Consider the following 21562-nt stretch of genomic DNA (forward strand, 5'->3'; position numbering starts at 1 on the left):
AGGGAGGCTACGCGCCCGGGCGGCCCGCCCCACGATGGAGTGGTCTTCTTCACGCATCCCGGCCACGCGGCGCGTTCATACCACTACCCTAGGTGAACATGAAGATCGCTTTCGTGGGGAAGGGCGGCAGCGGCAAGACCACGCTGTCCTCGCTCTTCATCCGCCACCTCGCCGCCAACGAAGCCCCGGTCGTAGCCGTCGACGCCGACATCAACCAGCATCTGGGCACCGCGCTCGGCCTGCCCGACGAGGACGCAGCCGCGCTACCCGCGATGGGCGCGCATCTGCCGCTCATCAAGGAGTACCTGCGGGGCAGCAACCCGCGGATCGTCTCCGCCGACACCATGATCAAGACGACGCCGCCCGGGGAGGGCTCGCGGCTGCTGCGGGTCCGCGAGGAGAACCCGGTCTACGAGGCCTGCGCGCGGACGGTGCCGCTCGACGACGGTGAGATCCGTCTGATGGCGACCGGCCCCTTCACGGAGTCGGACCTCGGGGTGTCCTGCTACCACTCGAAGGTCGGCGCGGTGGAGCTCTGCCTGAACCACCTGGTGGACGGCGCCGACGAGTACGTGGTGGTCGACATGACCGCCGGTTCGGACTCCTTCGCCTCCGGCCTCTTCACCCGCTTCGACATGACGTTCCTGGTCGCCGAGCCGACCCGCAAGGGCGTCTCGGTCTACCGCCAGTACAAGGAGTACGCGCGGGACTTCGGCGTCGCGCTGAAGGTCGTCGGCAACAAGGTGCAGGGCCAGGACGACCTGGACTTCCTGCGCGCGGAGGTCGGCGACGACCTGCTCGTGACGGTGGGCCACTCGGACTGGGTCCGCGCGATGGAGAAGGGCCGCCCGCCCCGCTTCGAGCTCCTGGAGGCGGACAACCGCATGTCGCTCCAGGCTCTCCAGGACGCGGCGGACGACTCGTACGCCGAACGCGACTGGGACCGCTACACGCGCCAGATGGTCCACTTCCACCTGCGCAACGCGGAGAGCTGGGGCAACGCCAAGACCGGGGCCGACCTGGCTGCGCAGGTCGACCCCGACTTCGTACTCGCCGAGAGTCTCGGCGCCGTTCAGCCTGCTTGACGTCCCCCGGCGCCGCGGCCGGCCGCCGGGGCGGGGGCGCCTGCCGCCGCCGGGGCGGCCGGGGTCGTGGCCGGCTGGGGGGCGAGGAAGGCCTTCCAACCGGCCGCAGGGGCCTCGCCGACCTTCAGGGTGCGCATCTTGGCGATGACGTCGGGGTCCTGGGCGTCGAGCCAGTCGGCGAGCTGCCGGAAGGACACGCACTTCACGTCCTTCTGGACGCAGACCGTGGCGATGGTCTCCTCGATGGCCCGCATGTACACGCCACCGTTCCAGGACTCGAAGTGGTTGCCGATGATCAGCGGCGCACGGTTGCCCCGGTAGGAGCGCTCGAAGGCCTGCACCAGGCCGTCCCGCATCTGGTCGCCCCAGCGCTCACGCTGGGACGGGTCGCCCTGGGTCGTGCCCGGGGACTGGTTGACCATGAAGTTGTAGTCCATGGACAGCGTCTGGAAGGCGCGGCCCGGGACCGGCACGAGCTGGAGCGACAGGTCCCACAGGCCCAGGTCCTTCTTGGGCCAGATGTGGTCGTTGACGCCGCTCGTGTCGTAGCGGAAGCCCAGCTGCGCGGCCGCCTGCACGAAGTTCGTCCGGCCTTCGAGGCAGGGGGTGCGGGCGCCGACGAGCTCCTTGTCGTAGTCGAACGGCAGCGGCTGCTCGGAGCGCAGCCCCGAGTTGGTCTTCCAGTTCTTGACGAAGGACTTGGCCTGCCGGATCTCGCTCTTCCACTCCTCGACGGACCAGGTGCCGACGCCGCCCTCGGCCCCGCAGAAGTGCCCGTTGAAGTGGGTGCCGATCTCGTTGCCCTCCTGCCACGCGCCGCGCAGTTCGCGGACGGTGGCACGGATGCCCTCGGTGTCGTTGAAGCCGATGTCGGAGCGCCCGGCGCTGTGCTGCGGCGGGTCGTAGAGCTCCCGCTTCTCCTCGGGCAGCAGGTACACGCCACTGAGGAAGTACGTCATGGTGGCGTCGTACTTCCTGCCCACCTTGCGGAAGTGGGAGAAGAGCTTCTGGCTGTCCTCGCCGGCGCCGTCCCACGAGAAGACGACGAACTGCGGCGGGGTCTCGCCCGGCTTGAGGCGCTGCCAGGCGGGTTGGTGGGGCTGGACGCCGGTGAAGGCGGTGGAGCCGTCGCCGATCAGCCGGACCGCGTTCTGCGGGGCGGCGGCCGGCGCCTTCTTGGCGCCTTCACCGCCCGGCGCGCTCTTCGTGGCAGTGCCGTCGGAGCCCGAGCAGCCGGCGAGGCCGCCGATCAGGGCGACGGCGAGGGCACCGGCGGCGAGCGCCTTCCTCTGGGCAGTGGTCCTTCTCCCGGCGGCTGTCATCCGCGCACCTCTCCTCGGTTCCGTGCGAGCGGCGTCAACGTCGCACCGCGAGAGCCGGAGTGATGAAACGACAAGCGGCAATCCGTTCAGCCTTCACCGGAACCGGTGAATCATTGCCCTGTTTGCCCCGAAAATAATGCCGGAGTCTTTACTCTCCATTACGATCCATTTACCGAGCGTTGATCCTCGCCCCGGCGGCGATCCCGCCTTGCCGCCGCCATGCATCCCGCCGCTGCACGCCGTGACCCACGGCCGCGAGCCCCCACGTTCGTCCCGCACGAACCGCGACCGCGCCGCCCCGGAGGAGACGGGAATGACCCTCTGCACCCCTGACCGCACGACCAACCGACCCCGCGTCCAGCGGCCCCACAGCCCGCCGGAGCCGCCGCGACGCTTCCGTGTCGCCGGCGCCGACCTGTCGGCGTCCATCGCCGTCTTCCTGATCGCGCTGCCGCTCTCGCTCGGCATCGCGCTCGCCACCGGAGCCCCGCTCCAGTCCGGCCTGGTCGCCGCCGCCGTCGGCGGTCTGGTCGCCGGCCGGTTCGGCGGTTCCCCGCTCCAGGTCAGCGGCCCCGCCGCCGGCCTCACCGTGGTGACCGCCGAGCTCATCCAGCTGTACGGCTGGCGCACCACCTGCGCCATCACCGTGCTCGCCGGGTTCGTCCAACTCGGACTCTCCGCACTCCGCGTGGCCCGCTCGGCGCTCGCCGTCTCGCCCGCGATCGTGCACGGCATGCTCGCCGGCATCGGCGTCACCATCGCCCTCGCCCAGCTCCACATCGTGCTCGGCAGCACCCCGCAGAGCTCCGCCGTCGACAACGTCATCGGCCTGCCCGCCCAGTTGGCGCACATCCACCCGGCGGCGCTCGGCATCAGCGCCCTCACCGTGGCCGTGCTGCTGTGCTGGCCCCGGCTGCCGGGCCGGGCCGGGAAGCTCGTACGCAAGGTCCCGGCCGCGCTCGTCGCGGTGCTCGGCGCGACGGCGGTCGCGACGTTCGCCGGGCTCGCCGTCCCGCGCGTCGACCTGCCCTCCTGGAGCAGCCACGCCCTGCCCGGTCTGCCCGAGGGCCCGGTGCTCGGCATCGCGGCCGGGGTGCTGACGATCACACTGGTCACCAGCGTGCAGTCGCTGCTGTCCGCCGTCGCGGTCGACAAGCTGGTCGCCGCCCGCCCGGACGGCGGCCGGGGCATCCCGCGCTCCGCCCTCGACCGCGAACTCGCCGGTCAGGGTGCCGCCAACGTGGTCTCGGGGGCGCTCGGCGGCCTGCCGGTCGCCGGCGTCGCGGTCCGCAGCGTCGCCAACGTCTCGGCGGGCGCGGTCAGCCGCGCCTCCACGATGCTGCACGGTCTGTGGATCGTGCTCGCGGCCCTGCTGCTCGTGCCCGTGCTCGACCTGATCCCGCTGCCCGCGCTCGCCGCCCTCGTCATGGTGGTCGGCATCCAGATGGTCAGCATCACCCACATCCGCACCGTCACCCGGCACCGCGAGGTCGTCGTCTACGCGGTGACGCTGTCCGGCGTCGTCCTCATCGGCCTCCTGGAGGGCGTCGCCCTCGGCATCGGCGTGGCCATCGCGGTCGCCCTGCACCGGCTCGCCCGGACGAGGATCACCCGCGAGGAGCGGGACGGGCGCCAGCATCTGCAGGTCCGGGGCCAGCTGACCTTCCTGGCCGTGCCCCGGCTGAGCCGCGCCCTGCACCAACTGCCCCACGGATCCGACGTGGTGGTCGAGCTCGACGGCTCCTTCATGGACCACGCCGCCTACGAGACGCTCAGCGACTGGACCGCGGGGCACCTCGCCCATGGCGGGACGGTCGAGACGACCGGACCCGCCGGGACGAGGATCGCCGAGCCCACTCCCTCGGCCGCCGCCGCGCACACCTGCTGCCGGCCCTGGACGCCGTGGCACAACCACCAGTGCGGCGAGCAGCCGGACGAGCGGGCCGACGAGGCCGTGGAGGCCCCTCGGACGACGGGTCTGAAGCTGGCCAGCGGCATCGGCAAGTTCCAGCGGAACACGGCCCCCCTGGTCCGGGACGAGCTCGCGCGGCTCGCCCGGGAGGGCCAGACCCCCTCGCAGCTCTTCCTGACCTGCGCCGACTCCCGCCTCGTCACGAGCATGATCACGTCGAGCGGCCCCGGTGACCTGTTCACCGTGCGGAACGTCGGGAACCTCGTCCCCCTGCCGGGCGAGGAGAGCGGCGACGACTCGGTGGCGGCCGCGATCGAGTACGCGGTGGAGGTGCTGAGGGTCGAGTCGATCACCGTCTGCGGCCATTCGGGCTGCGGCGCGATGCAGGCCCTGCTCAACGCCGGCCCGGACGACCCGCCGACCCCGCTCCGCCGCTGGCTGCGCCACGGCAGACCCAGCCTGGAGCGGATGGTGAGCAAGAGACACGCCTGGGCCCGGATCTCCGGGAGGCTTCCGGCGGACGCGGTCGAGCAGCTCTGCCTGACCAACGTGGTCCAGCAGTTGGAGCACCTGCGGGCGTACGAGCCGGTGGCACGGCGGCTCGCCGAGGGCACGCTCTCACTGCACGGCGTGTACTTCCACGTGGGAGAGGCACAGGCCTACCTCCTCTCCGGGACGGACGAGGTGCACTCGTACGACGACGTGTTCACCCAGGTCATGCCGACGGAACCCCTGGAAGCGGCGAAGGCCTCCTGATCGCAGGGCGGCGCCGTCCCGATCGCGGTCGGGGCAGCGCGTCCTGAACCTTCCGCTCCCCCGGTCCGTGAGACTGTGTGGCCCCTTCTCCCACCGCTCGGGAGGAGGGGCCCCCGCACACCAGACGACTCACAGGTCTAAACCAATTGCCTGGAGGCTCTTGTCACCCGGGCCTCCGACTGATGAGCTATGACGCGGGACACATACGCACAGAGGACGCCCTGGGAAAGGGAGATGTCGTGAGCAACGAAAGCCTGGCCAATCTGCTTCGGGAAGAGCGTCGATTTTCGCCGCCCGCCGAGCTGGCCGCGCACGCCAACGTGACGGCGGAGGCGTACGAGCAGGCCAAGGCGGACAGGCTGGGCTTCTGGGCCGAGCAGGCCAAGCGCCTGACCTGGGCCACCGAGCCGACCGAGACCCTCGACTGGTCGAACCCGCCGTTCGCCAAGTGGTTCGCGGACGGCGAGCTGAACGTCGCGTACAACTGCGTCGACCGGCACGTCGAGGCCGGCCACGGCGACCGGGTCGCCATCCACTTCGAGGGCGAGCCGGGCGACAGCCGCTCGATCACCTACGCCGAGCTCAAGGACGAGGTCTCCAAGGCGGCCAACGCCCTGACCGAGCTGGGCGTCCGCAAGGGCGACCGCGTCGCCGTCTACCTGCCGATGATCCCCGAGGCGGCCATCACGATGCTGGCCTGCGCCCGCGTCGGCGCCGCCCACTCGGTGGTCTTCGGCGGCTTCTCGGCCGACGCCGTGGCCTCCCGCATCCAGGACGCCGACGCCAAGCTGGTGGTCACCGCCGACGGCGGCTACCGCCGCGGCAAGCCGAGCGCCCTCAAGCCGGCCATCGACGAGGCCGTCGCCAAGTGCCCGCAGGTCGAGCACGTCCTCGTGGTCCGCCGTACGGGCCAGGACACCGCGTTCACCGAGGGCCGCGACGTGTGGTGGGACGACATCGTCGCCCGCCAGCCCGCCGAGCACACCCCGGAGGCCTTCGAGGCGGAGCACCCGCTCTTCATCCTCTACACCTCGGGCACCACGGGGAAGCCGAAGGGCATCCTGCACACCTCCGGCGGCTACCTCACCCAGGCCGCGTACACCCACCACGCCGTCTTCGACCTCAAGCCGGAGACCGACGTCTACTGGTGCACCGCCGACATCGGCTGGGTCACCGGGCACTCGTACATCGTCTACGGCCCGCTGGCCAACGGCGCGACGCAGGTCATGTACGAGGGCACCCCGGACACCCCGCACCAGGGGCGGTTCTGGGAGATCGTGCAGAAGTACGGCGTCACCATCCTCTACACGGCGCCGACCGCGATCCGCACGTTCATGAAGTGGGGCGACGACATCCCCGCCAAGTTCGACCTGTCGAGCCTCCGGGTGCTCGGTTCGGTCGGCGAGCCGATCAACCCCGAGGCCTGGGTCTGGTACCGCGAGCACATCGGCGCGGGCAAGACCCCCATCGTGGACACCTGGTGGCAGACCGAGACCGGCGCGATGATGATCTCGCCGCTGCCGGGCGTCACCGAGACCAAGCCGGGCTCCGCCCAGCGCCCGCTGCCCGGCATCGCCGCGACCGTCGTCGACGACGAGGCCAACGAGGTGCCGAACGGCGGCGGTGGCTACCTGGTCCTCACCGAGCCGTGGCCGTCGATGCTCCGCACCATCTGGGGCGACGACCAGCGCTACATCGACACGTACTGGTCCCGCTTCGAAGGCAAGTACTTCGCCGGTGACGGGGCCAAGAAGGACGACGACGGCGACATCTGGCTGCTCGGCCGGGTCGACGACGTCATGCTCGTCTCCGGTCACAACATCTCGACCACCGAAGTCGAGTCGGCCCTCGTCTCGCACCCGGCCGTCGCCGAGGCGGCCGTCGTCGGTGCCGCCGACGAGACCACCGGTCAGGCGATCGTCGCCTTCGTCATCCTGCGCGGCACGGCCAGCGAGGACGACAGTCTGGTCGCCGAGCTCCGCAACCACGTCGGCGCGACCCTCGGCCCGATCGCCAAGCCGAAGCGCGTCCTGCCGGTGGCGGAGCTGCCCAAGACCCGCTCGGGCAAGATCATGCGCCGTCTGCTGCGCGACGTGGCGGAGAACCGCGAGCTGGGCGACGTCACGACGCTGACCGACTCCTCGGTCATGTCGCTCATCCAGACCCAGCTGCCGGCCGCCTCCAGCGAGGACTGAGCCCGGCCGTACGAAGCGCCACGCCCGCCCCGATCCCGTGGGGGCGGGCGTGTCGTCTGCCCTTCTCCGGAGGGACGAAAGCCGCAAACGTCCCTAAAGTGAATCTCACCGGACCCAACCCCCGCTCGTTAGGTAAAGTAAGGACCGCGTCGACGACGCGACAAGAAAGCCTAGGTGCGCCGGGAAGTCTGGTCGGCATGTGCTCAGTCCTGCCCACCCGACCGGAGGTTCTCCCCCGTGGCCGCGCCCGCACCCACCGACCGCAAGTTCCTCGGCCGTCTCCCGCTGCCCGAGCGCCAGTACCTCACCGACGCCCTGCGCACCGAGACCGTCGGTGGTGTCCTGCTCCTCCTCGCCGCCGTCGCCGCCCTCGTCTGGGCCAACACCCTGAGCGGCAGCTACGAGTCCGTCAGCGACTTCCACATAGGCCCCGCCGCCCTCGGCCTCGACCTGTCGATCCAGCACTGGGCGGCCGACGGCCTCCTCGCGGTCTTCTTCTTCGTCGCCGGCATCGAGCTCAAGCGCGAACTCGTCGCGGGCGAACTGCGCGACCCCAGGGCCGCCGCGCTCCCCGTCATCGCCGCCCTCTGCGGCATGGCCGCGCCCGCCCTCGTCTACGCCCTGGTCAACACCCTCGGCGACGGCTCGATGGACGGCTGGGCCGTCCCCACCGCCACCGACATCGCCTTCGCGCTCGCCGTCCTCGCCGTGATCGGCACCTCGCTGCCCTCCGCGCTGCGCGCCTTCCTGCTCACCCTCGCCGTCGTCGACGACCTCTTCGCGATCCTGATCATCGCGATCTTCTTCACCAGCGATCTGAACTTCGCCGCGCTCGGCGGCGCCTTCGCCGGACTCCTCCTCTTCTGGGTGCTGCTCCGCAAGGAGGTCCGCGGCTGGTACGTGTACGTCCCGCTGGCCCTGGTCATCTGGGGTCTGATGTACAACAGCGGCGTCCACGCCACCATCGCCGGTGTCGCCATGGGCCTGATGCTCCGCTGCACCACCCGGGAGGGTGAGAAGCACTCCCCCGGCGAGCACATCGAGCACCTCGTCCGCCCGCTCTCGGCCGGTCTCGCCGTCCCGCTGTTCGCGCTCTTCTCGGCCGGCGTGAGCATCTCCGGCGGCGCGATCCACGACGTCTTCACCCAGCCCGTCACCCTCGGCGTCGTCCTCGGTCTCGTCGTCGGCAAGGCGGTCGGCATCTTCGGCGGCACCTGGCTGGCCGCCCGCTTCACCCGTGCGGAGCTCAACCCCGACCTGACCTGGCCGGACGTCCTCGCCGTCGCCACCCTGGCCGGTATCGGCTTCACCGTCTCGCTGCTCATCGGCGAGCTCGCCTTCGCCGGCGACGAGGCCCTCACCGACGAGGTGAAGGCCGCGGTCCTCATCGGCTCGCTCATCGCGGCCGTCCTCGCCTCCGTGCTACTCAAACTGCGGGTCCGCCGGTACCAGGCCCTGGTCTCCGCGGAGGAGCGCGACGACGACCAGGACGGCATCCCCGACATCTACGAGGAGCACGACCCGGCGTACCACCTGCGGATGGCCGAGATCTACGAGAAGAAGGCCGCGGAACACCGTCAGCGCGCCCAACTGGCGGGGGCACCGCGCGACGGGGCCGACCGTCCGGCATGATCTGAGTCGGACCGCGTAGAAGAGAACTCGGACCGCAGAAGAGAAGAGGGAGCAGCGATGAGCGACCCGTACGACGGCACCGAGCGCAGCCTCGGCCAGCTGGTCGCCTCGGCGACCGCCGAGATGTCCGCGCTGGTGCACGACGAGCTCGCCCTGGCCAAGGCCGAGATCAGGCAGGACGTCAAGCGCGGTGTGATCGGGAGCGCGGCCGGGATCACGGCCGCGGTCGTGCTGCTGTTCTCCCTGCCGATGCTGAGCTTCGCGCTCGCGTACGCCATCAACACCTGGACCGGCGGGCACAACGGGAACGGGGGCTGGAACCTCGTCTGGTGCTTCCTGCTCTCCTTCGCGGCGAACGTGCTGCTCGCGGTGCTGCTCGGCGTGATCGCGTACGCCAAGTTCAAGAAGGTCAAGCCGCCGGAGAAGTCCATCGCCTCGGTCAAGCAGACGGCCGCGGTGATCTCCACCGTCAAGCCGCACCCGCGCCCGGAGCCCGCCAAGGCGCTGGACAAGGCGCTGGACACGGCCCCCACTGTGGCACGCTCGTCGGTATGACCCTCCCCGAGAGCAGCAACGGCGGGCCCGTCCGGCTCGACGGGCCGTGGACCCATCGCGACGTGGCCGCCAACGGCGCCCGCTTCCACATCGCCGAGATGGGCGACGGCCCCCTGGTGCTGCTCCTGCACGGCTTCCCGCAGTTCTGGTGGACCTGGCGCCATCAGCTGCCCCTGCTCGCCGAGGCCGGGTTCCGGGCCGTCGCGATGGACCTGCGCGGGGTCGGCGGCAGCGACCGCACCCCCCGGGGTTACGACCCGGCCAACCTGGCCCTCGACGTCACCGGTGTCATCCGCTCGCTGGGCGAGCCGGACGCGGCGCTCGTCGGGCACGACCTGGGCGGCTACCTCGCCTGGACGGCGGCCGTCATGCGGCCCAAGCTGGTGCGCCGGCTCGTGGTCTCCTCGATGCCGCACCCGCGCCGCTGGCGTTCGGCGATGCTCTCCGACTTCGCCCAGTCGCGGGCCGGTTCGCACATCTGGGGCTTCCAGCGGCCGTGGCTGCCGGAGCGTCAGCTCGTCGCGGACGACGCGGCGCTGGTGGGCGAGCTGATCCGGGACTGGTCGGGGCCGCGGCCCGTCCGTGCCTCCGAGGAGCAGGCGATCGAGGTGTACCGGCGGGCGATGCTGGTCCCGTCGACGGCGCACTGCTCGATCGAGCCGTACCGCTGGATGGTGCGGTCGCTGGCCCGCCCGGACGGCATCCAGTTCAACCGGCGCATGAAGCGGCCGGTGCGGGTGCCGACCCTGCATCTGCACGGCTCCCTGGACCCGGTGATGCGGACCCGCAGCGCCGCGGGATCGGGCGAGTACGTGGAGGCGCCGTACCGCTGGCGGCTCTTCGACGGGCTCGGTCACTTCCCGCACGAGGAGGACCCGGTGGCCTTCTCGACGGAGCTCGTCAACTGGCTGAAGGACCCCGAGCCCGACCGCTGACGGGTCGCAGGCCGGTCCCGCTGACGTTCGTCGGTCGACCCCGCCGACGTTCGTCGGTCGACCCCGCCGACGGCCTCCGGCCGGCTGCTGACGGCCCCTCTGGCCGCTCCGGTGCGTACAGACTTCCTTCGAACGGCCATGTGCCTCGCGCATACTCCGATTGGCGGGCCCCGGGGCGGTTACCGACCTTGGGGCACGGGCACACGTCGAGGTATGGGCTGGACGCACGACTACGGTGACACGACAGCACGCAACCGCCGCTCGGCCGCCGGGCAGGGCTTCCGCGAGGGGGCCGGACCGCCGGATCCGGGCGGTGCGCACGCCGCGCAGGGGGTGGGGATCTCACGCATCCTCCGCCGCCGGGCCCGCTGGGTCTCGGCCCGGCTCAGGCATCCCCGCGACACCCCGTAACAGCACCTCCTCGTAACAGCACCTCTGACAGCACCCCTGACAGCGCCGCGGGCGCCCGTCGCCTCCAGCGGCGGGCGCCCCGGTCGCGGTGGGGGGAGGAGCAGCGGGCCTACAGCGCGCAGGCCTGGGTGTCGACCTCCTGGTCGGCGGTCCTGCCGCGCTCGATGTCCTCGCGGATCTCGTCGACGGTCAGGGCGTAGCCGGTGTTCGCGTCGTCGAGGGAGCGGGCGAAGATCACGCCGGACACCTCGCCGTCGACGGTGAGGAGCGGGCCGCCGGAGTTGCCCTGGCGGACCGTCGTGTACAGCGAGTACACGTCCCTGCGCACCTCGCCCCGGCGGTAGATGTCGGGTCCGTCCGCGTTGATACGGCCGCGCACGCGCGCCGAGCGCACGTCGTACGAGCCGTTCTCCGGGAACCCGGCGACGATCGCGCTGTCGCCGCTGCGGGCGTCCTCGTCGGTGAAGGTCAGCGGCGTGGCCTCGAGGTCCGGCACGTCCAGGACGGCGATGTCGCGCTGCCAGTCGTAGAGGACGACCTTGGCGTCGTAGAGCCTGCCCTCGCCGCCTATCTGGACGGTCGGCTCGTCGACGCCGCCGACGACGTGGGCGTTGGTCATGATGCGGCGGTCGGCGAAGACGAATCCGGTGCCTTCGAGGACCTTGCCGCAGCTCTGCGCGGTGCCGACGACCTTCACGATGGAGCGCTGTGCGCGGGCGGCGACCGGGCTCTGGGTGAGCGCCGGGTCGGGGGGCATGACCGGGGTGATCGGCTCGTTGGCGAAGGGGCTGAAGACCGGCGGGAAGCCGCTGCGGGCCAGGGTGGAGCTGAAGTCGTCGAACCAGCGGGACGCCTGATCGGGCATCACCTGCTCGACGCCGAGCAGCACCTTGGAGTTGCGTACCTCCTTGCCCAGGGTGGGCATGGTGGTACGGGCGAGGCCCGAGCCGATCAGCCAGGCCACGAGCAGCATCGCGACGACGTTGACCAGGGCGCCGCCGGTGGCGTCGAGGGCGCGGGCGGGCGACCAGGTGATGTGGCGGCGCAGCTTGTTGCCCAGGTGGGTGGTGAAGGCCTGGCCGACGGAGGCGCAGATGATGACCACCATCACGAAGACGACCGTCGCCGTGGTCGAGACCTCGCTGTTGTCGGTGAGCTGGTCCCAGAGGATCGGCAGCAACAGTACGGCGACGAGGCCGCCACCGAGGAAGCCGATCACCGACAGGATGCCGACCACGAATCCCTGGCGGTAACCGATGATCGCGAACCAGACGGCGGCGAGCAGCAGCAGGATGTCCAGCACGTTCACCGTCAATTGCCTCGCAGATTCGTTTCCGGTCGCCGGGGATCAGCCGTTCCGCCGGGGTTCAGCCTGTCATGAGCGCCAGTCGAGCGGGACCTGCTTCGACCGGTCCCAGGGGCGCTCCCAGCCGGAGAAGTGGAGCAGTCTGTCGATCACTCCGGCGGTAAAACCCCAGACCAGAGCCGATGCGACCAGGAACGCGGGGCCCTGGTGGCCGCTCGGATGGACCGCGGTCGCGCGGTTCGCCGGATCCGTGAGATCTGCCACGGGCACGGTGAAGACCCGGGCGGTCTCGCCGGGGTCGACGACCCCGACGGGGCTGGGAGCGCGCCACCAGCCGAGGACCGGGGTGACGACGAAGCCGCTGACCGGGATGTAGAGCTGGGGAAGGACGGCGAAGAGCTGGACGCCTGACGGGTCGAGCCCGGTCTCCTCCTGGGCCTCGCGCAGGGCGGCGCGCAGCAGCCCGCCGTCCGCCGGGGGCCCGTCCTCGGGGTCGAGGGCGCCGCCGGGGAAGGAGGGCTGTCCCGCGTGCGAGCGGAGGCTGCCGGCCCGCTCCATGAGCAGCAGCTCGGGACCGCGGTCGCCCTCGCCGAAGAGGACGAGGACGGCGGACTGCCGTCCGGCGCCGCTCGCGGGCGGCAGGAAGCGGCTCAGCTGCTCGGGCTCGACCGTGCGGGCGGCCCGGTCGACGGGCCCGAGCCAGTCGGGCAGCCCGTCCCTGCTGAGCAGCCCGCCGGTGCCGGGCCCGTGGATCTCTTCGTCAGTGCGCGTCATAGGCACCCCCGAGTTTCACAACGCGATCGATGGACGGGTTCGTTCCCTCTGCAGCTCCCTTCGGAGCTCCCTCCGAAGCTCCCTTCGGAGCTCTTCCGGGCGGGTCGGGGAACGGGGTCTCAGCCTTCGCCCGCGCCCAGTGGGGGCGCCGGGCGGCCCGGGTAGCCGGGCGGCGGGTCGAGCCGCTGGCCGGGGAAGCCGCCCATCTCGTACTTGAGCAGCTTCCGCGCCTTCTCCGGATCGGTCTCACCCTCCCCGTACGACGGGCAGAGGTGGGTGATCGGGCAGGCGCCGCAGGCCGGCTTGCGGGCGTGGCAGATGCGGCGGCCGTGGAAGATCACCCGGTGCGAGAGCATCGTCCACTCGCTCTTCGGGAAGATCGTGGCGACCTCGGCCTCGATCTTCACGGGGTCGTCGGACTCGGTCCACCGCCAGCGCCGGGCGAGCCGCATGAAATGGGTGTCGACGGTGATGCCGGGGACCCCGAAGGTGTTGCCCAGGACGACGAAGGCGGTCTTGCGGCCGACACCGGGGAGCTTGACGAGGTCTTCGAGGCGGCCGGGGACCTCGCCGCCGAAGTCGTCCCGGAGCGCGGCGGCGAGACCCATGATCGACTTGGTCTTGGCGCGGAAGAAGCCGGTGGGGCGGATGAGCTCCTCGACCTCCTCCGGCACGGCGGCGGCGAGGTCCTCGGGGGTGGGGTACTTCGCGAAGAGGGCCGGGGTGGTCTGGTTGACCCGCAGGTCGGTGGTCTGCGCCGAGAGGACCGTGGCGACGAGCAGCTCGAAGGGGTTGCGGAAGTCGAGCTCCGGATGGGCGTACGGGAAGACCTCGGCGAGCTCGCGGTTGATCCGGCGGGCCCGGCGGACCATCGCGAGCCGCGACTCGGGCTTGGCGGGCTTCACGGGCTTGGCGCCCTTCGCGGGCTCGGTGGTCTTCCCGGGCTCGGTGGTCTTCGCCGCCTTCACGGGCTTCGCCGCCTCCACGGGCTCGGCCGCCTTGGCGGCCTTGCCGGTCTTCGCGGTCTTCGCGGTCTTCGCGGTCTTCGCGGTCTTCGCGGTCTTCGCGGTCTTCGCGGTCTTCGCGGACTCCACAGGCTTCACGGGCTTCCGATTTGCGACTTTCGCCTGTTTCGACACGCCGTGTTCGCCCACAGCGGAATTACCTTCGGCCGACACTCTTTCAGCCCCCTTGGCCTGCGCTCTCACCGGCGAGTTGGACACCCGGCCAGCCTAGGGGCCACCACCGACATCCGCCCCGGGCGTGGCCGATCAGCGCCCAATCGGGCCCCTGACGTACGGACGAGCGACTCGGTACGTCAAACTTGTTGTGATTGATCGCACGGTTTTGTACGTCCGGCATCATGGGACGCAGGTCCCTGAGCAGGTCGACAGTATGGAGAGAACTCGTGGACGACGTTCTGCGGCGCGCCCCGCTCTTCGCGGCGCTCGATGACGAGCAGGCTGCCGAGCTGCGCGCCTCGATGAGTGAGGCGACGCTCGCCCGTGGCGACGCGCTCTTCCACGAGGGCGACCCCGGCGACCGCCTGTACGTGGTCACCGAGGGCAAGGTGAAGCTGCACCGCACCTCCCCCGACGGCCGGGAGAACATGCTGGCCGTCCTCGGCCCCGGCGAGCTGATCGGTGAGCTGTCGCTCTTCGACCCGGGCCCGCGTACCGCCACCGCCACCGCGCTGACCGAGGTCAAGCTGCTCGGCCTGGGCCACGGCGACCTCCAGCCCTGGCTGAACGCGCGCCCCGAGGTGGCCACCGCGCTGCTGCGCGCCGTCGCCCGCCGGCTGCGCAAGACCAACGACCAGATGTCCGACCTGGTCTTCTCCGACGTCCCGGGCCGTGTCGCCCGCGCGCTCCTCGACCTGTCGCGCCGCTTCGGCGTGCAGTCGGAGGAGGGCATCCACGTCGTCCACGACCTCACCCAGGAGGAGCTGGCCCAGCTGGTCGGCGCCTCCCGCGAGACGGTCAACAAGGCGCTCGCCGACTTCGCCCAGCGCGGCTGGCTGCGCCTGGAGGCCCGTGCCGTGATCCTGCTGGACGTGGAGCGTCTCGCGAAGCGCTCGCGCTAGGCATCCTCGTACGGACGCGACGAGCATCCTCGTACGAGAAAGGGCCGCCCCGGTCGACAGACGGGGGCGGCCCTTCCCGTACGCCGCCTACGGGCTCGTCGTCAGCGCTTCGAGCCGTCCACGATCACCGGCGCCGAGGAGCCGTTCGCGCAGGGCACGGTGTAGATCGGGTTCTTCGCCGCGGCCTCCTTGAACGCGTCGATGCACTGGTTCATGAGGACCCGGTCCGTCAGCGAGTCGTTGAGGATCTTGTTGGCGCGGGCGATGCCCTCCGCCTCGATCCGGCGGCGGTCGGCCTCGGCCTTGGCGGTGCGGGCGGCCTCGGTGGCGCGCTCGGTGGCCTGCTGCTGCTGGATCTTCCGGTCGATCTGGCCCTGGAGCGAGTCCGAGGGCTTCACGTTGCGCAGGTTGACCGTGGTCACGTCGATGCCGCGCGGGGCCAGGCGCTCCTTGATCAGGGCGCCGATCTCGGCGTTGATCTTCTCGCGGTCGGAGGCGTAGCCCTGCTCGCTGGTGTAGCGGGCGAAGACGTTACGGACGATCTCCCGGCTGTCCGGGTAGACGAGGCGCTGCTGGATGGCGTCCTCGCTGCCCGCGAGCTTGTAGAGCTCCACGGACTTGGTCGGGACGACGGCCCACTTGACGGTGACCTCGGCGTACATGACACCGCCCTGCGAGGACCGGACCTCGACCACGTCCTTGTCGGAGAGGTTGAGGTCGACCGGGCGGGTCGAGAAGGTCGTGACGTCGGTGAAGGGCGACTTCACGTGCATGCCGGAGGTCATGGGCGAGCCGACCTTGCCGAAGGCGACCGGCACGCCGACCTCGTACGCGCTGATCACGTACGTCATGCTCACGATCAACGAGAACACGCCGGCCAGGACCGCTCCGAGGGCGCCGAACTTCAGCCCCTTGGAGTCGTTGGCACGACCGACGAAGAAGAGCACCACTGCGGCTATGACCAGCAGGATGGCAATGACGAACACGGGCGTTCCCCCCGAAAGCTACGGCCAGAAGTAAGCGGAGCGTAAAGCACAGGTCAAGACGACCGACGCGCCGGGGCCCCGCTCGGTTCCGGATCGTGACATCTCCGCCCGGCCCTCAGACCAGACCGCGCTCCCTCAGGTACTCCAGCTGCGCCCGTACGGACAGCTCGGCCGCCGGCCACAGCGAGCGGTCCACGTCCGCGTACACATGGGAAACGACCTCCGCGGCCGTCCGGTGGCCGTTCTCGACCGCCGTCTCCACCTGGGCCAGCCGGCTCGCCCGGTGCGCCAGATAGAACTCCACGGCCCCCTGCGCGTCCTCCAGGACCGGTCCGTGCCCCGGCAGGACCGTGTGCACCCCGTCGTCGACGGTGAGCGAGCGCAGCCGCCGCAGCGAGTCCAGGTAGTCGCCGAGGCGCCCGTCCGGATGGGCCACCATCGTCGTCCCGCGCCCCAGGATCGTGTCGCCCGTCAGGACGGCCCGGTCGGCCGGCAGGTGGAAGGAGAGCGAGTCGGAGGTGTGGCCGGGCGTCGGGACGACCCTCAGCTCAAGGCCGCCGACGGTCACCACGTCCCCCGCGCCGAGCCCCTCGTCGCCGAGCCGCAGCGCCGGGTCGAGGGCCCGTACGGCCGTCCCGGTCAGCTCGGCGAAGAGCCCGGCGCCCTCGGCGTGGTCCGGGTGTCCGTGGGTCAGCAGCGTGAGCGCGACCCGCTTGCCGAGCTTCCCGGCGGTGTCGATCACGTGCCGCAGATGGCTCTCGTCGAGCGGCCCCGGGTCGACGACCACGGCGAGGTCGGAGCCCGGCTCGGAGAGCAGCCAGGTGTTGGTGCCGTCCAGGGTCATCGCGGACGGGTTCGGCGCGAGGACGTTCACGGCGCGCTCGGTCGCGGGCCCGGACACCACGAGTCCGCGCGGCTGGCCGGGCAGGGCGGCGGCGTCGCTCATCGCGCGCCTCCCATCGGAATGATCTTGGTGAACTCCTCGTGGCCCGGCCAGCTCAGGACCAGCTCGTCGCCCTCCAGACGGGCCTGTGCGAGCACCGGGGTCATGTCCTGCTCCCGCGCCCCCGCGAGGGCGTCGGCGGCCGTGCCGTACGGCTCCAGGGTGCGCAGGGTCGAGATCGTCGGCGGCATCATCGTCAGCTCGCCCCGGTCGTAGCCGGCGGCGGCGTCCGCCGGGCGGATCCAGACGGTCCGGTCGGCCTCCGTGGAGGCGTTCCGGGTGCGCTGCCCGGCCGGCAGGGCGGCCACGAAGAACCAGGTGTCGTACCGGCGCTGCTCGAACTCCGGCGTGATCCAGCGGGCCCACGCGCCGAGCAGGTCGGAGCGGACGACGAGCCCGCGCCGGTCCAGGAAGTCGGCGAAGGACAGCTCGCGGGCGACGAGCGCCTCCCGGTCCCGCTCCCAGTCCTCGCCGGTCGTGTCGCCGACGACCTCGTCCTCGGTCTCCCCGGCGAGCAGGACGCCCGCCTCCTCGTACGTCTCGCGTACGGCGGCGCAGACCACGGCCTGGGCCTGCGCGGGGTCGTCGAGGCCGAGCCGGGCCGCCCAGGTCTCCAGGGAGGGCCCCGCCCAGCGCACCGGGTGCTCGTCGCGCGGGTCGACCCCGCCGCCGGGGTAGGCGTACGCCCCGCCGGCGAAGGCCATCGAGGCGCGGCGGCGCAGCATGTGGACGTCGGGACCTGCGGCCCCGTCCCGCAGCAGCAGGACGGTGGCGGCGCGCCGCGGGGTCACCGGGGTGAGCTCACCGGCGGCGAGGGCGCGGATGCGGTCGGGCCACTCGGGCGGGTACCACTGACCATTCGACATGGCCGGATGCTATGCGCAAGTACTTGAATGCACGAGAGCCGGTTCCCGCCGGGTGGACCCTTGCGGGCCCGGGCGGAAGAACCGGCTCTGTGACGTGTGCGGACGGCCGCAGGCGGAGGCTCAGGCCTCGACCAGCTCGACCTGGACCTCGACCTCGACCGGGGCGTCGAGCGGCAGCACGGTCACGCCGACGGCGCTGCGCGCGTGCACGCCCTTGTCGCCCAGGACCGCGCCCAGCAGCTCGCTGGCGCCGTTGACGACGCCCGGCTGCCCGGTGAAGTCGGAGGCCGAGGCGACGAAGCCGACGACCTTCACGACCCGCTTGATCCGGTCGAGGTCACCGGCGACCGACTTCACGGCCGCGAGGGCGTTCAGCGCGCAGGTGGCGGCGAGCTTCTTGGCCTCCTCGGCGGTGACCTCGGCGCCGACCTTGCCGGTCAGCTGGAGTTCGCCGCCCACCATCGGGAGCTGGCCCGAGGTGTAGACGTACACGCCCGACTGCACGGCCGGCTGGTAGGCGGCCAGCGGCGGCACCACGGCGGGCAGGGTCAGGCCGAGTTCGGCGAGCTTCGCCTCGACGGCCCCGCTCACGACTTGGCCCGCTTCAGGTAGGCCACGAGCTGCTCGGGGTTGTTCGGCCCGGGCACGACCTGGACGAGCTCCCAGCCGTCCTCGCCCCAGGTGTCCAGAATCTGCTTGGTCGCGTGCACCAGAAGCGGCACCGTGACGTACTCCCACTTGGTCATGGGCCCGACTGTATCCGCTGACGCGGGGCGGCTCTCCGAGGCCGCCCTGAAGCCGCCCCCTGGGGGCTTCTCAGGGGCGGCCTCCTGATTGGGCACGGCCGCCAGTGGTTAGGCTCGACAGCGTGAGCAGGCTCCAGGTCGTCAGCGGCAAGGGCGGTACCGGTAAGACGACGGTCGCCGCCGCCCTCGCGCTCGCCCTCGCGACGGAGGGCAAGCGCACCCTTCTCGTCGAGGTCGAAGGCAGACAGGGCATCGCACAGCTCTTCGAGACGGAGGCCCTTCCGTACGAGGAACGCAAGATCGCCGTCGCCCCGGGCGGCGGGGAGGTGTACGCGCTGGCGATCGACGCCGAGCGCGCGCTCCTCGACTACCTCCAGATGTTCTACAAACTGGGCACCGCGGGGCGGGCCCTGAAGAAGCTCGGCGCGATCGACTTCGCGACGACGATAGCGCCGGGCGTCCGGGACGTCCTGCTGACCGGCAAGGCGTGCGAGGCGGTCCGGCGGCGCGAGAAGCACGGCGGCCACACCTACGACCACGTGGTCATGGACGCGCCGCCCACGGGCCGCATCACCCGTTTCCTCAACGTCAACGACGAGGTGGCCGGGCTGGCGAGGATCGGCCCGATACACAACCAGGCGCAGGCCGTGATGCGGGTCCTCAAGTCCCCCGAGACGGCCGTGCACCTGGTGACCCTCCTGGAGGAGATGCCGGTCCAGGAGACCGCCGACGGCATCGCGGAGCTCCGCGCGGCCGAACTGCCGGTGGGGCGGGTCGTGGTGAACATGGTCCGGCCGCACGTCCTCGACGAGGCGGCGGTACGGGCCGCCTCCGGCGACCACCGGGACGCGATCGCCAGGACGCTGGCCTCCGTGGGCGTCGCGGGCGGTACGACGCTCGTCGAGCCGCTCCTGGACCAGGCGTCCGAGCATGCCCGGCGGGTGGAGCTGGAGCGGGCGCAGCGCGCGGTCCTGGACGACATCGGCGTCCCCTCGTACCAACTCCCGTTCCTGGGGGACGGGGCGGACATCGCGGGGCTCTACCGACTGGCGAAGGAACTGCGGAAGCAAGGGGTGGGCGCGTGACGGAGAAGTCCCCCGAGGCGCACGGGCTCGACGCCGTTCCGGTCCTGGACCTCGACCCGCTGATCGACGACCTCGGCACCCGCATCATCGTCTGCTGCGGCGCGGGCGGGGTCGGAAAGACGACGACGGCGGCGGCGCTCGGCGTGCGGGCGGCGGAGCGCGGCCGCCGGGTCGTCGTCCTCACCATCGACCCGGCCCGCCGGCTCGCCCAGTCGATGGGCATCGACTCGCTCGACAACACCCCGCGCAAGGTCGACGGGATCAAGGGCTCCGACGGCGGCGAACTGCACGCGATGATGCTGGACATGAAGCGGACCTTCGACGAGATCGTCGAGGCGCACGCGGAGCCCGACCGGGCGCGGGCGATCCTGGAGAACCCCTTCTACCAGTCTCTTTCGGCCGGATTCGCCGGCACGCAGGAGTACATGGCGATGGAGAAGCTGGGCCAGCTCAGGGCGCGCGACGAGTGGGACCTGATCGTCGTGGACACCCCGCCGTCCCGCTCCGCGCTGGACTTCCTGGACGCGCCGAAGCGGCTCGGGTCCTTCCTCGACGGGAAGTTCATCAAGCTGCTCATGGCCCCGGCGAAGGTGGGCGGCCGGGCCGGGATGAAGTTCCTGAACGTCGGCATGTCGATGATGACGGGGACCCTCGGCAAGCTGCTGGGGGGTCAGTTCCTGAAGGACGTGCAGACGTTCGTCGCGGCGATGGACACCATGTTCGGCGGTTTCCGGACCCGCGCCGATGCCACGTACAAGCTGCTCCAGGCCCCGGGCACGGCCTTCCTCGTGGTCGCCACGCCGGAGCGGGACGCGCTGCGGGAGGCCGCGTACTTCGTGGAGCGGCTGGCCGCCGAGGAGATGCCGCTGGCGGGTCTCGTCCTCAACCGCGTGCACGGCAGCGCCGCCGCCCGGCTTTCGGCCGAGCGGGCGCGGGCCGCGGCGGAAAATCTTGACGAGGGGCGCATTGTGGATCAGGGGGCCGGGAAGACTGAGCGAGGTGGCTCCCCGGCCACCGAGCCCGAGCACGAGCCGTCAGATCTCGCCACCGCCGCCACCGCAGCACCTCCCGTACACCAGGCTGCCCCCACAGCCGACCCGGCACAGGAATCAGCTGGAGACGTCGCAGAGCACACCGAGCACGGAGACGACACCGACGTACGACATCTCACCGCGGGACTTCTGCGCCTGCATGCCGAGCGCATGCGGGTGCTCGCGCGTGAGCAGCGCACGCGTGACCGCTTCACCGCGCTTCACCCCGAGGTGGCGGTGACCGAAGTGGCGGCCCTGCCCGGCGACGTGCACGACCTCGCCGGGCTGCGGGCCATCGGCGACCGGCTCACGGCCGGGCGGTGACCCTGGTCGTACGGAGCCCTGTCGAGGCCCGGCCCCTCAGGGCCCGACCCGTCGGGCCCCGGCCCACCGCGGCCTAGCCGACCGCGGCGTACGCCTCGTACGTCGCGTCGTCCTCGATCGCCACGGGCAGCAGGCCCGCTCCCCGCTCGTACTCCGTGCGCGCGGTCTCCAGGAGCCGGCGCCACGAGGTGACGGTCGGCCTGCGGCGCAGCAGGGCGCGGCGCTCGCGCTCCGTCATGCCGCCCCACACGCCGAACTCCACGCGGTTGTCGAGGGCGTCGGCGAGGCACTCGGTGCGCACCGGGCATCCGGTGCACACCGCCTTCGCCCTGTTCTGTGCCGCTCCCTGTACGAAAAGTTCATCCGGATCGGTAGTGCGGCAGGCCGCCTGCGCACTCCAGTCAGCTACCCAGCCCATACCGGCGCCGTCCTCTCCCGAATCGAGGCTCCCCCACGGCGGCAGCGGCATATTCACCGCTGCCAGTTGGGACGTTACGGAAGGTGGGCACAGCGCAACACCCCCTTCGGGCCCAATCTTGGATGGCCCGAACGGACTATGCGTGCGCGTCAGATCACCCAGGGGAGTGATCGAAGGACATGCGTGAGCAAGCGGAC

Annotated in this window: 20 protein-coding genes; 10 read left to right on the top strand and 10 right to left on the bottom strand. The window is 71.4% G+C overall.

Translation table 11 applies throughout. The features are described 5' to 3' along the window. Window positions 1-98: 98 nt before the first annotated feature. Window positions 99-1085, top strand: a complete 987-nt coding sequence (locus tag ACIP84_RS11395) for an ATP-binding protein (protein WP_355964159.1) — start codon at window positions 99-101, stop codon at window positions 1083-1085. Here the strand turns inward: ACIP84_RS11395 and ACIP84_RS11400 are convergent. Continuing rightward, window positions 1073-2407 (bottom strand): hypothetical protein, encoded by a 1335-nt coding sequence (locus ACIP84_RS11400; protein ID WP_401797384.1) that lies wholly within the window; start codon window positions 2405-2407, stop codon window positions 1073-1075. The genes ACIP84_RS11395 and ACIP84_RS11400 overlap by 13 nt on opposite strands. 313 nt (window positions 2408-2720) lie before the next feature. On the opposite strand from ACIP84_RS11400, the gene ACIP84_RS11405 reads away from it, so the two are divergent. From ACIP84_RS11405 to ACIP84_RS11430, 6 genes are all read left to right on the top strand, one after another. Continuing rightward, complete coding sequence (locus tag ACIP84_RS11405; RefSeq protein ID WP_401797387.1) at window positions 2721-5075, top strand: SulP family inorganic anion transporter; 2355 nt, start codon at window positions 2721-2723, stop codon at window positions 5073-5075. 239 nt (window positions 5076-5314) lie between these two features. Beyond that, the gene (gene acs / locus ACIP84_RS11410) at window positions 5315-7270 is read left to right on the top strand and encodes an acetate--CoA ligase (RefSeq protein WP_355964164.1); all 1956 of its coding nucleotides are present in this window, start codon (window positions 5315-5317) and stop codon (window positions 7268-7270) included. A gap of 237 nt (window positions 7271-7507) precedes the next feature. Further along, window positions 7508-8902: a Na+/H+ antiporter NhaA gene (nhaA, locus tag ACIP84_RS11415; protein WP_401797390.1), complete on the top strand. Its 1395-nt coding sequence runs from the start codon at window positions 7508-7510 to the stop codon at window positions 8900-8902. 57 nt (window positions 8903-8959) lie between these two features. After that, window positions 8960-9457: a phage holin family protein gene (locus tag ACIP84_RS11420; RefSeq protein WP_401797393.1), complete on the top strand. Its 498-nt coding sequence runs from the start codon at window positions 8960-8962 to the stop codon at window positions 9455-9457. Continuing rightward, complete coding sequence (locus ACIP84_RS11425) at window positions 9454-10392, top strand: alpha/beta fold hydrolase (RefSeq protein WP_073908085.1); 939 nt, start codon at window positions 9454-9456, stop codon at window positions 10390-10392. Before ACIP84_RS11420 ends, ACIP84_RS11425 begins: the two co-directional genes overlap by 4 nt. A 213-nt stretch (window positions 10393-10605) precedes the next feature. Then, complete coding sequence (locus ACIP84_RS11430; RefSeq protein WP_355964169.1) at window positions 10606-10803, top strand: hypothetical protein; 198 nt, start codon at window positions 10606-10608, stop codon at window positions 10801-10803. Between the two features lie 109 nt (window positions 10804-10912). On the opposite strand, the gene ACIP84_RS11435 is transcribed toward ACIP84_RS11430, so the two are convergent. The 3 genes from ACIP84_RS11435 to nth all read right to left on the bottom strand — a co-directional run bounded on the left by ACIP84_RS11435 (window position 10913) and on the right by nth (window position 14037). Next, a complete protein-coding gene (locus ACIP84_RS11435) occupies window positions 10913-12112 on the bottom strand; it encodes a MarP family serine protease (protein WP_355964171.1) in 1200 nt (399 codons plus the stop codon). Window positions 12113-12178: 66 nt separating this feature from the next. Next, window positions 12179-12883, bottom strand: coding sequence for a CoA pyrophosphatase (locus ACIP84_RS11440; RefSeq protein WP_355964173.1), 705 nt, complete (start codon window positions 12881-12883; stop codon window positions 12179-12181). Between the two features lie 119 nt (window positions 12884-13002). After that, the gene (gene nth / locus ACIP84_RS11445) at window positions 13003-14037 is read right to left on the bottom strand and encodes an endonuclease III (RefSeq protein ID WP_401797399.1); all 1035 of its coding nucleotides are present in this window, start codon (window positions 14035-14037) and stop codon (window positions 13003-13005) included. Between the two features lie 254 nt (window positions 14038-14291). Between nth and ACIP84_RS11450 the strand changes: the two genes are divergently transcribed. Then, window positions 14292-14966 (top strand): Crp/Fnr family transcriptional regulator, encoded by a 675-nt coding sequence (locus ACIP84_RS11450; RefSeq protein ID WP_015034542.1) that lies wholly within the window; start codon window positions 14292-14294, stop codon window positions 14964-14966. Window positions 14967-15067: 101 nt separating this feature from the next. Here ACIP84_RS11450 and ACIP84_RS11455 read toward each other — a convergent pair whose 3' ends face one another. The 5 genes from ACIP84_RS11455 to ACIP84_RS11475 all read right to left on the bottom strand — a co-directional run bounded on the left by ACIP84_RS11455 (window position 15068) and on the right by ACIP84_RS11475 (window position 18507). Next, complete coding sequence (locus ACIP84_RS11455; protein ID WP_355964177.1) at window positions 15068-15952, bottom strand: prohibitin family protein; 885 nt, start codon at window positions 15950-15952, stop codon at window positions 15068-15070. 115 nt (window positions 15953-16067) lie between these two features. Beyond that, window positions 16068-16898, bottom strand: coding sequence for an MBL fold metallo-hydrolase (locus ACIP84_RS11460; protein ID WP_401797402.1), 831 nt, complete (start codon window positions 16896-16898; stop codon window positions 16068-16070). Continuing rightward, window positions 16895-17761, bottom strand: a complete 867-nt coding sequence (locus ACIP84_RS11465) for an NUDIX hydrolase (protein WP_355964180.1) — start codon at window positions 17759-17761, stop codon at window positions 16895-16897. Before ACIP84_RS11465 ends, ACIP84_RS11460 begins: the two co-directional genes overlap by 4 nt. 120 nt (window positions 17762-17881) lie before the next feature. Beyond that, the gene (locus ACIP84_RS11470) at window positions 17882-18352 is read right to left on the bottom strand and encodes a RidA family protein (RefSeq protein ID WP_355964182.1); all 471 of its coding nucleotides are present in this window, start codon (window positions 18350-18352) and stop codon (window positions 17882-17884) included. Next, window positions 18349-18507 carry a DUF4177 domain-containing protein gene (locus tag ACIP84_RS11475; RefSeq protein WP_015034547.1) on the bottom strand — a complete coding sequence of 53 codons (159 nt, stop codon included), beginning with the start codon at window positions 18505-18507 and terminating at the stop codon, window positions 18349-18351. Before ACIP84_RS11475 ends, ACIP84_RS11470 begins: the two co-directional genes overlap by 4 nt. Before the next feature lie 122 nt (window positions 18508-18629). On the opposite strand from ACIP84_RS11475, the gene ACIP84_RS11480 reads away from it, so the two are divergent. Then, window positions 18630-19592, top strand: coding sequence for an ArsA family ATPase (locus tag ACIP84_RS11480; protein WP_401797407.1), 963 nt, complete (start codon window positions 18630-18632; stop codon window positions 19590-19592). Then, window positions 19589-20947, top strand: a complete 1359-nt coding sequence (locus ACIP84_RS11485; protein ID WP_401797410.1) for an ArsA family ATPase — start codon at window positions 19589-19591, stop codon at window positions 20945-20947. The genes ACIP84_RS11480 and ACIP84_RS11485 overlap by 4 nt, the downstream gene beginning before the upstream one ends. A gap of 73 nt (window positions 20948-21020) precedes the next feature. On the opposite strand, the gene ACIP84_RS11490 is transcribed toward ACIP84_RS11485, so the two are convergent. Further along, window positions 21021-21365, bottom strand: coding sequence for a WhiB family transcriptional regulator (locus tag ACIP84_RS11490; protein WP_015034550.1), 345 nt, complete (start codon window positions 21363-21365; stop codon window positions 21021-21023). Between the last annotated feature and the right edge of the window lie 197 nt (window positions 21366-21562).

Source organism: Streptomyces sp. NPDC088707 (genome assembly GCF_044752725.1).
GTDB lineage: Bacteria > Actinomycetota > Actinomycetes > Streptomycetales > Streptomycetaceae > Streptomyces.

Coding starts and splice junctions, on each gene's coding strand:
- ACIP84_RS11395 (WP_355964159.1), top strand. CDS start 99: ATGAAGATCGCTTTCGTGGGGAAGGGCGGCAGCGGCAAGACCACGCTG.
- ACIP84_RS11400 (WP_401797384.1), bottom strand. CDS start 2,407: ATGACAGCCGCCGGGAGAAGGACCACTGCCCAGAGGAAGGCGCTCGCC.
- ACIP84_RS11405 (WP_401797387.1), top strand. CDS start 2,721: ATGACCCTCTGCACCCCTGACCGCACGACCAACCGACCCCGCGTCCAG.
- ACIP84_RS11420 (WP_401797393.1), top strand. CDS start 8,960: ATGAGCGACCCGTACGACGGCACCGAGCGCAGCCTCGGCCAGCTGGTC.
- ACIP84_RS11425 (WP_073908085.1), top strand. CDS start 9,454: ATGACCCTCCCCGAGAGCAGCAACGGCGGGCCCGTCCGGCTCGACGGG.
- ACIP84_RS11430 (WP_355964169.1), top strand. CDS start 10,606: ATGGGCTGGACGCACGACTACGGTGACACGACAGCACGCAACCGCCGC.
- ACIP84_RS11440 (WP_355964173.1), bottom strand. CDS start 12,883: ATGACGCGCACTGACGAAGAGATCCACGGGCCCGGCACCGGCGGGCTG.
- ACIP84_RS11460 (WP_401797402.1), bottom strand. CDS start 16,898: ATGAGCGACGCCGCCGCCCTGCCCGGCCAGCCGCGCGGACTCGTGGTG.
- ACIP84_RS11465 (WP_355964180.1), bottom strand. CDS start 17,761: ATGTCGAATGGTCAGTGGTACCCGCCCGAGTGGCCCGACCGCATCCGC.
- ACIP84_RS11475 (WP_015034547.1), bottom strand. CDS start 18,507: ATGACCAAGTGGGAGTACGTCACGGTGCCGCTTCTGGTGCACGCGACC.
- ACIP84_RS11490 (WP_015034550.1), bottom strand. CDS start 21,365: ATGGGCTGGGTAGCTGACTGGAGTGCGCAGGCGGCCTGCCGCACTACC.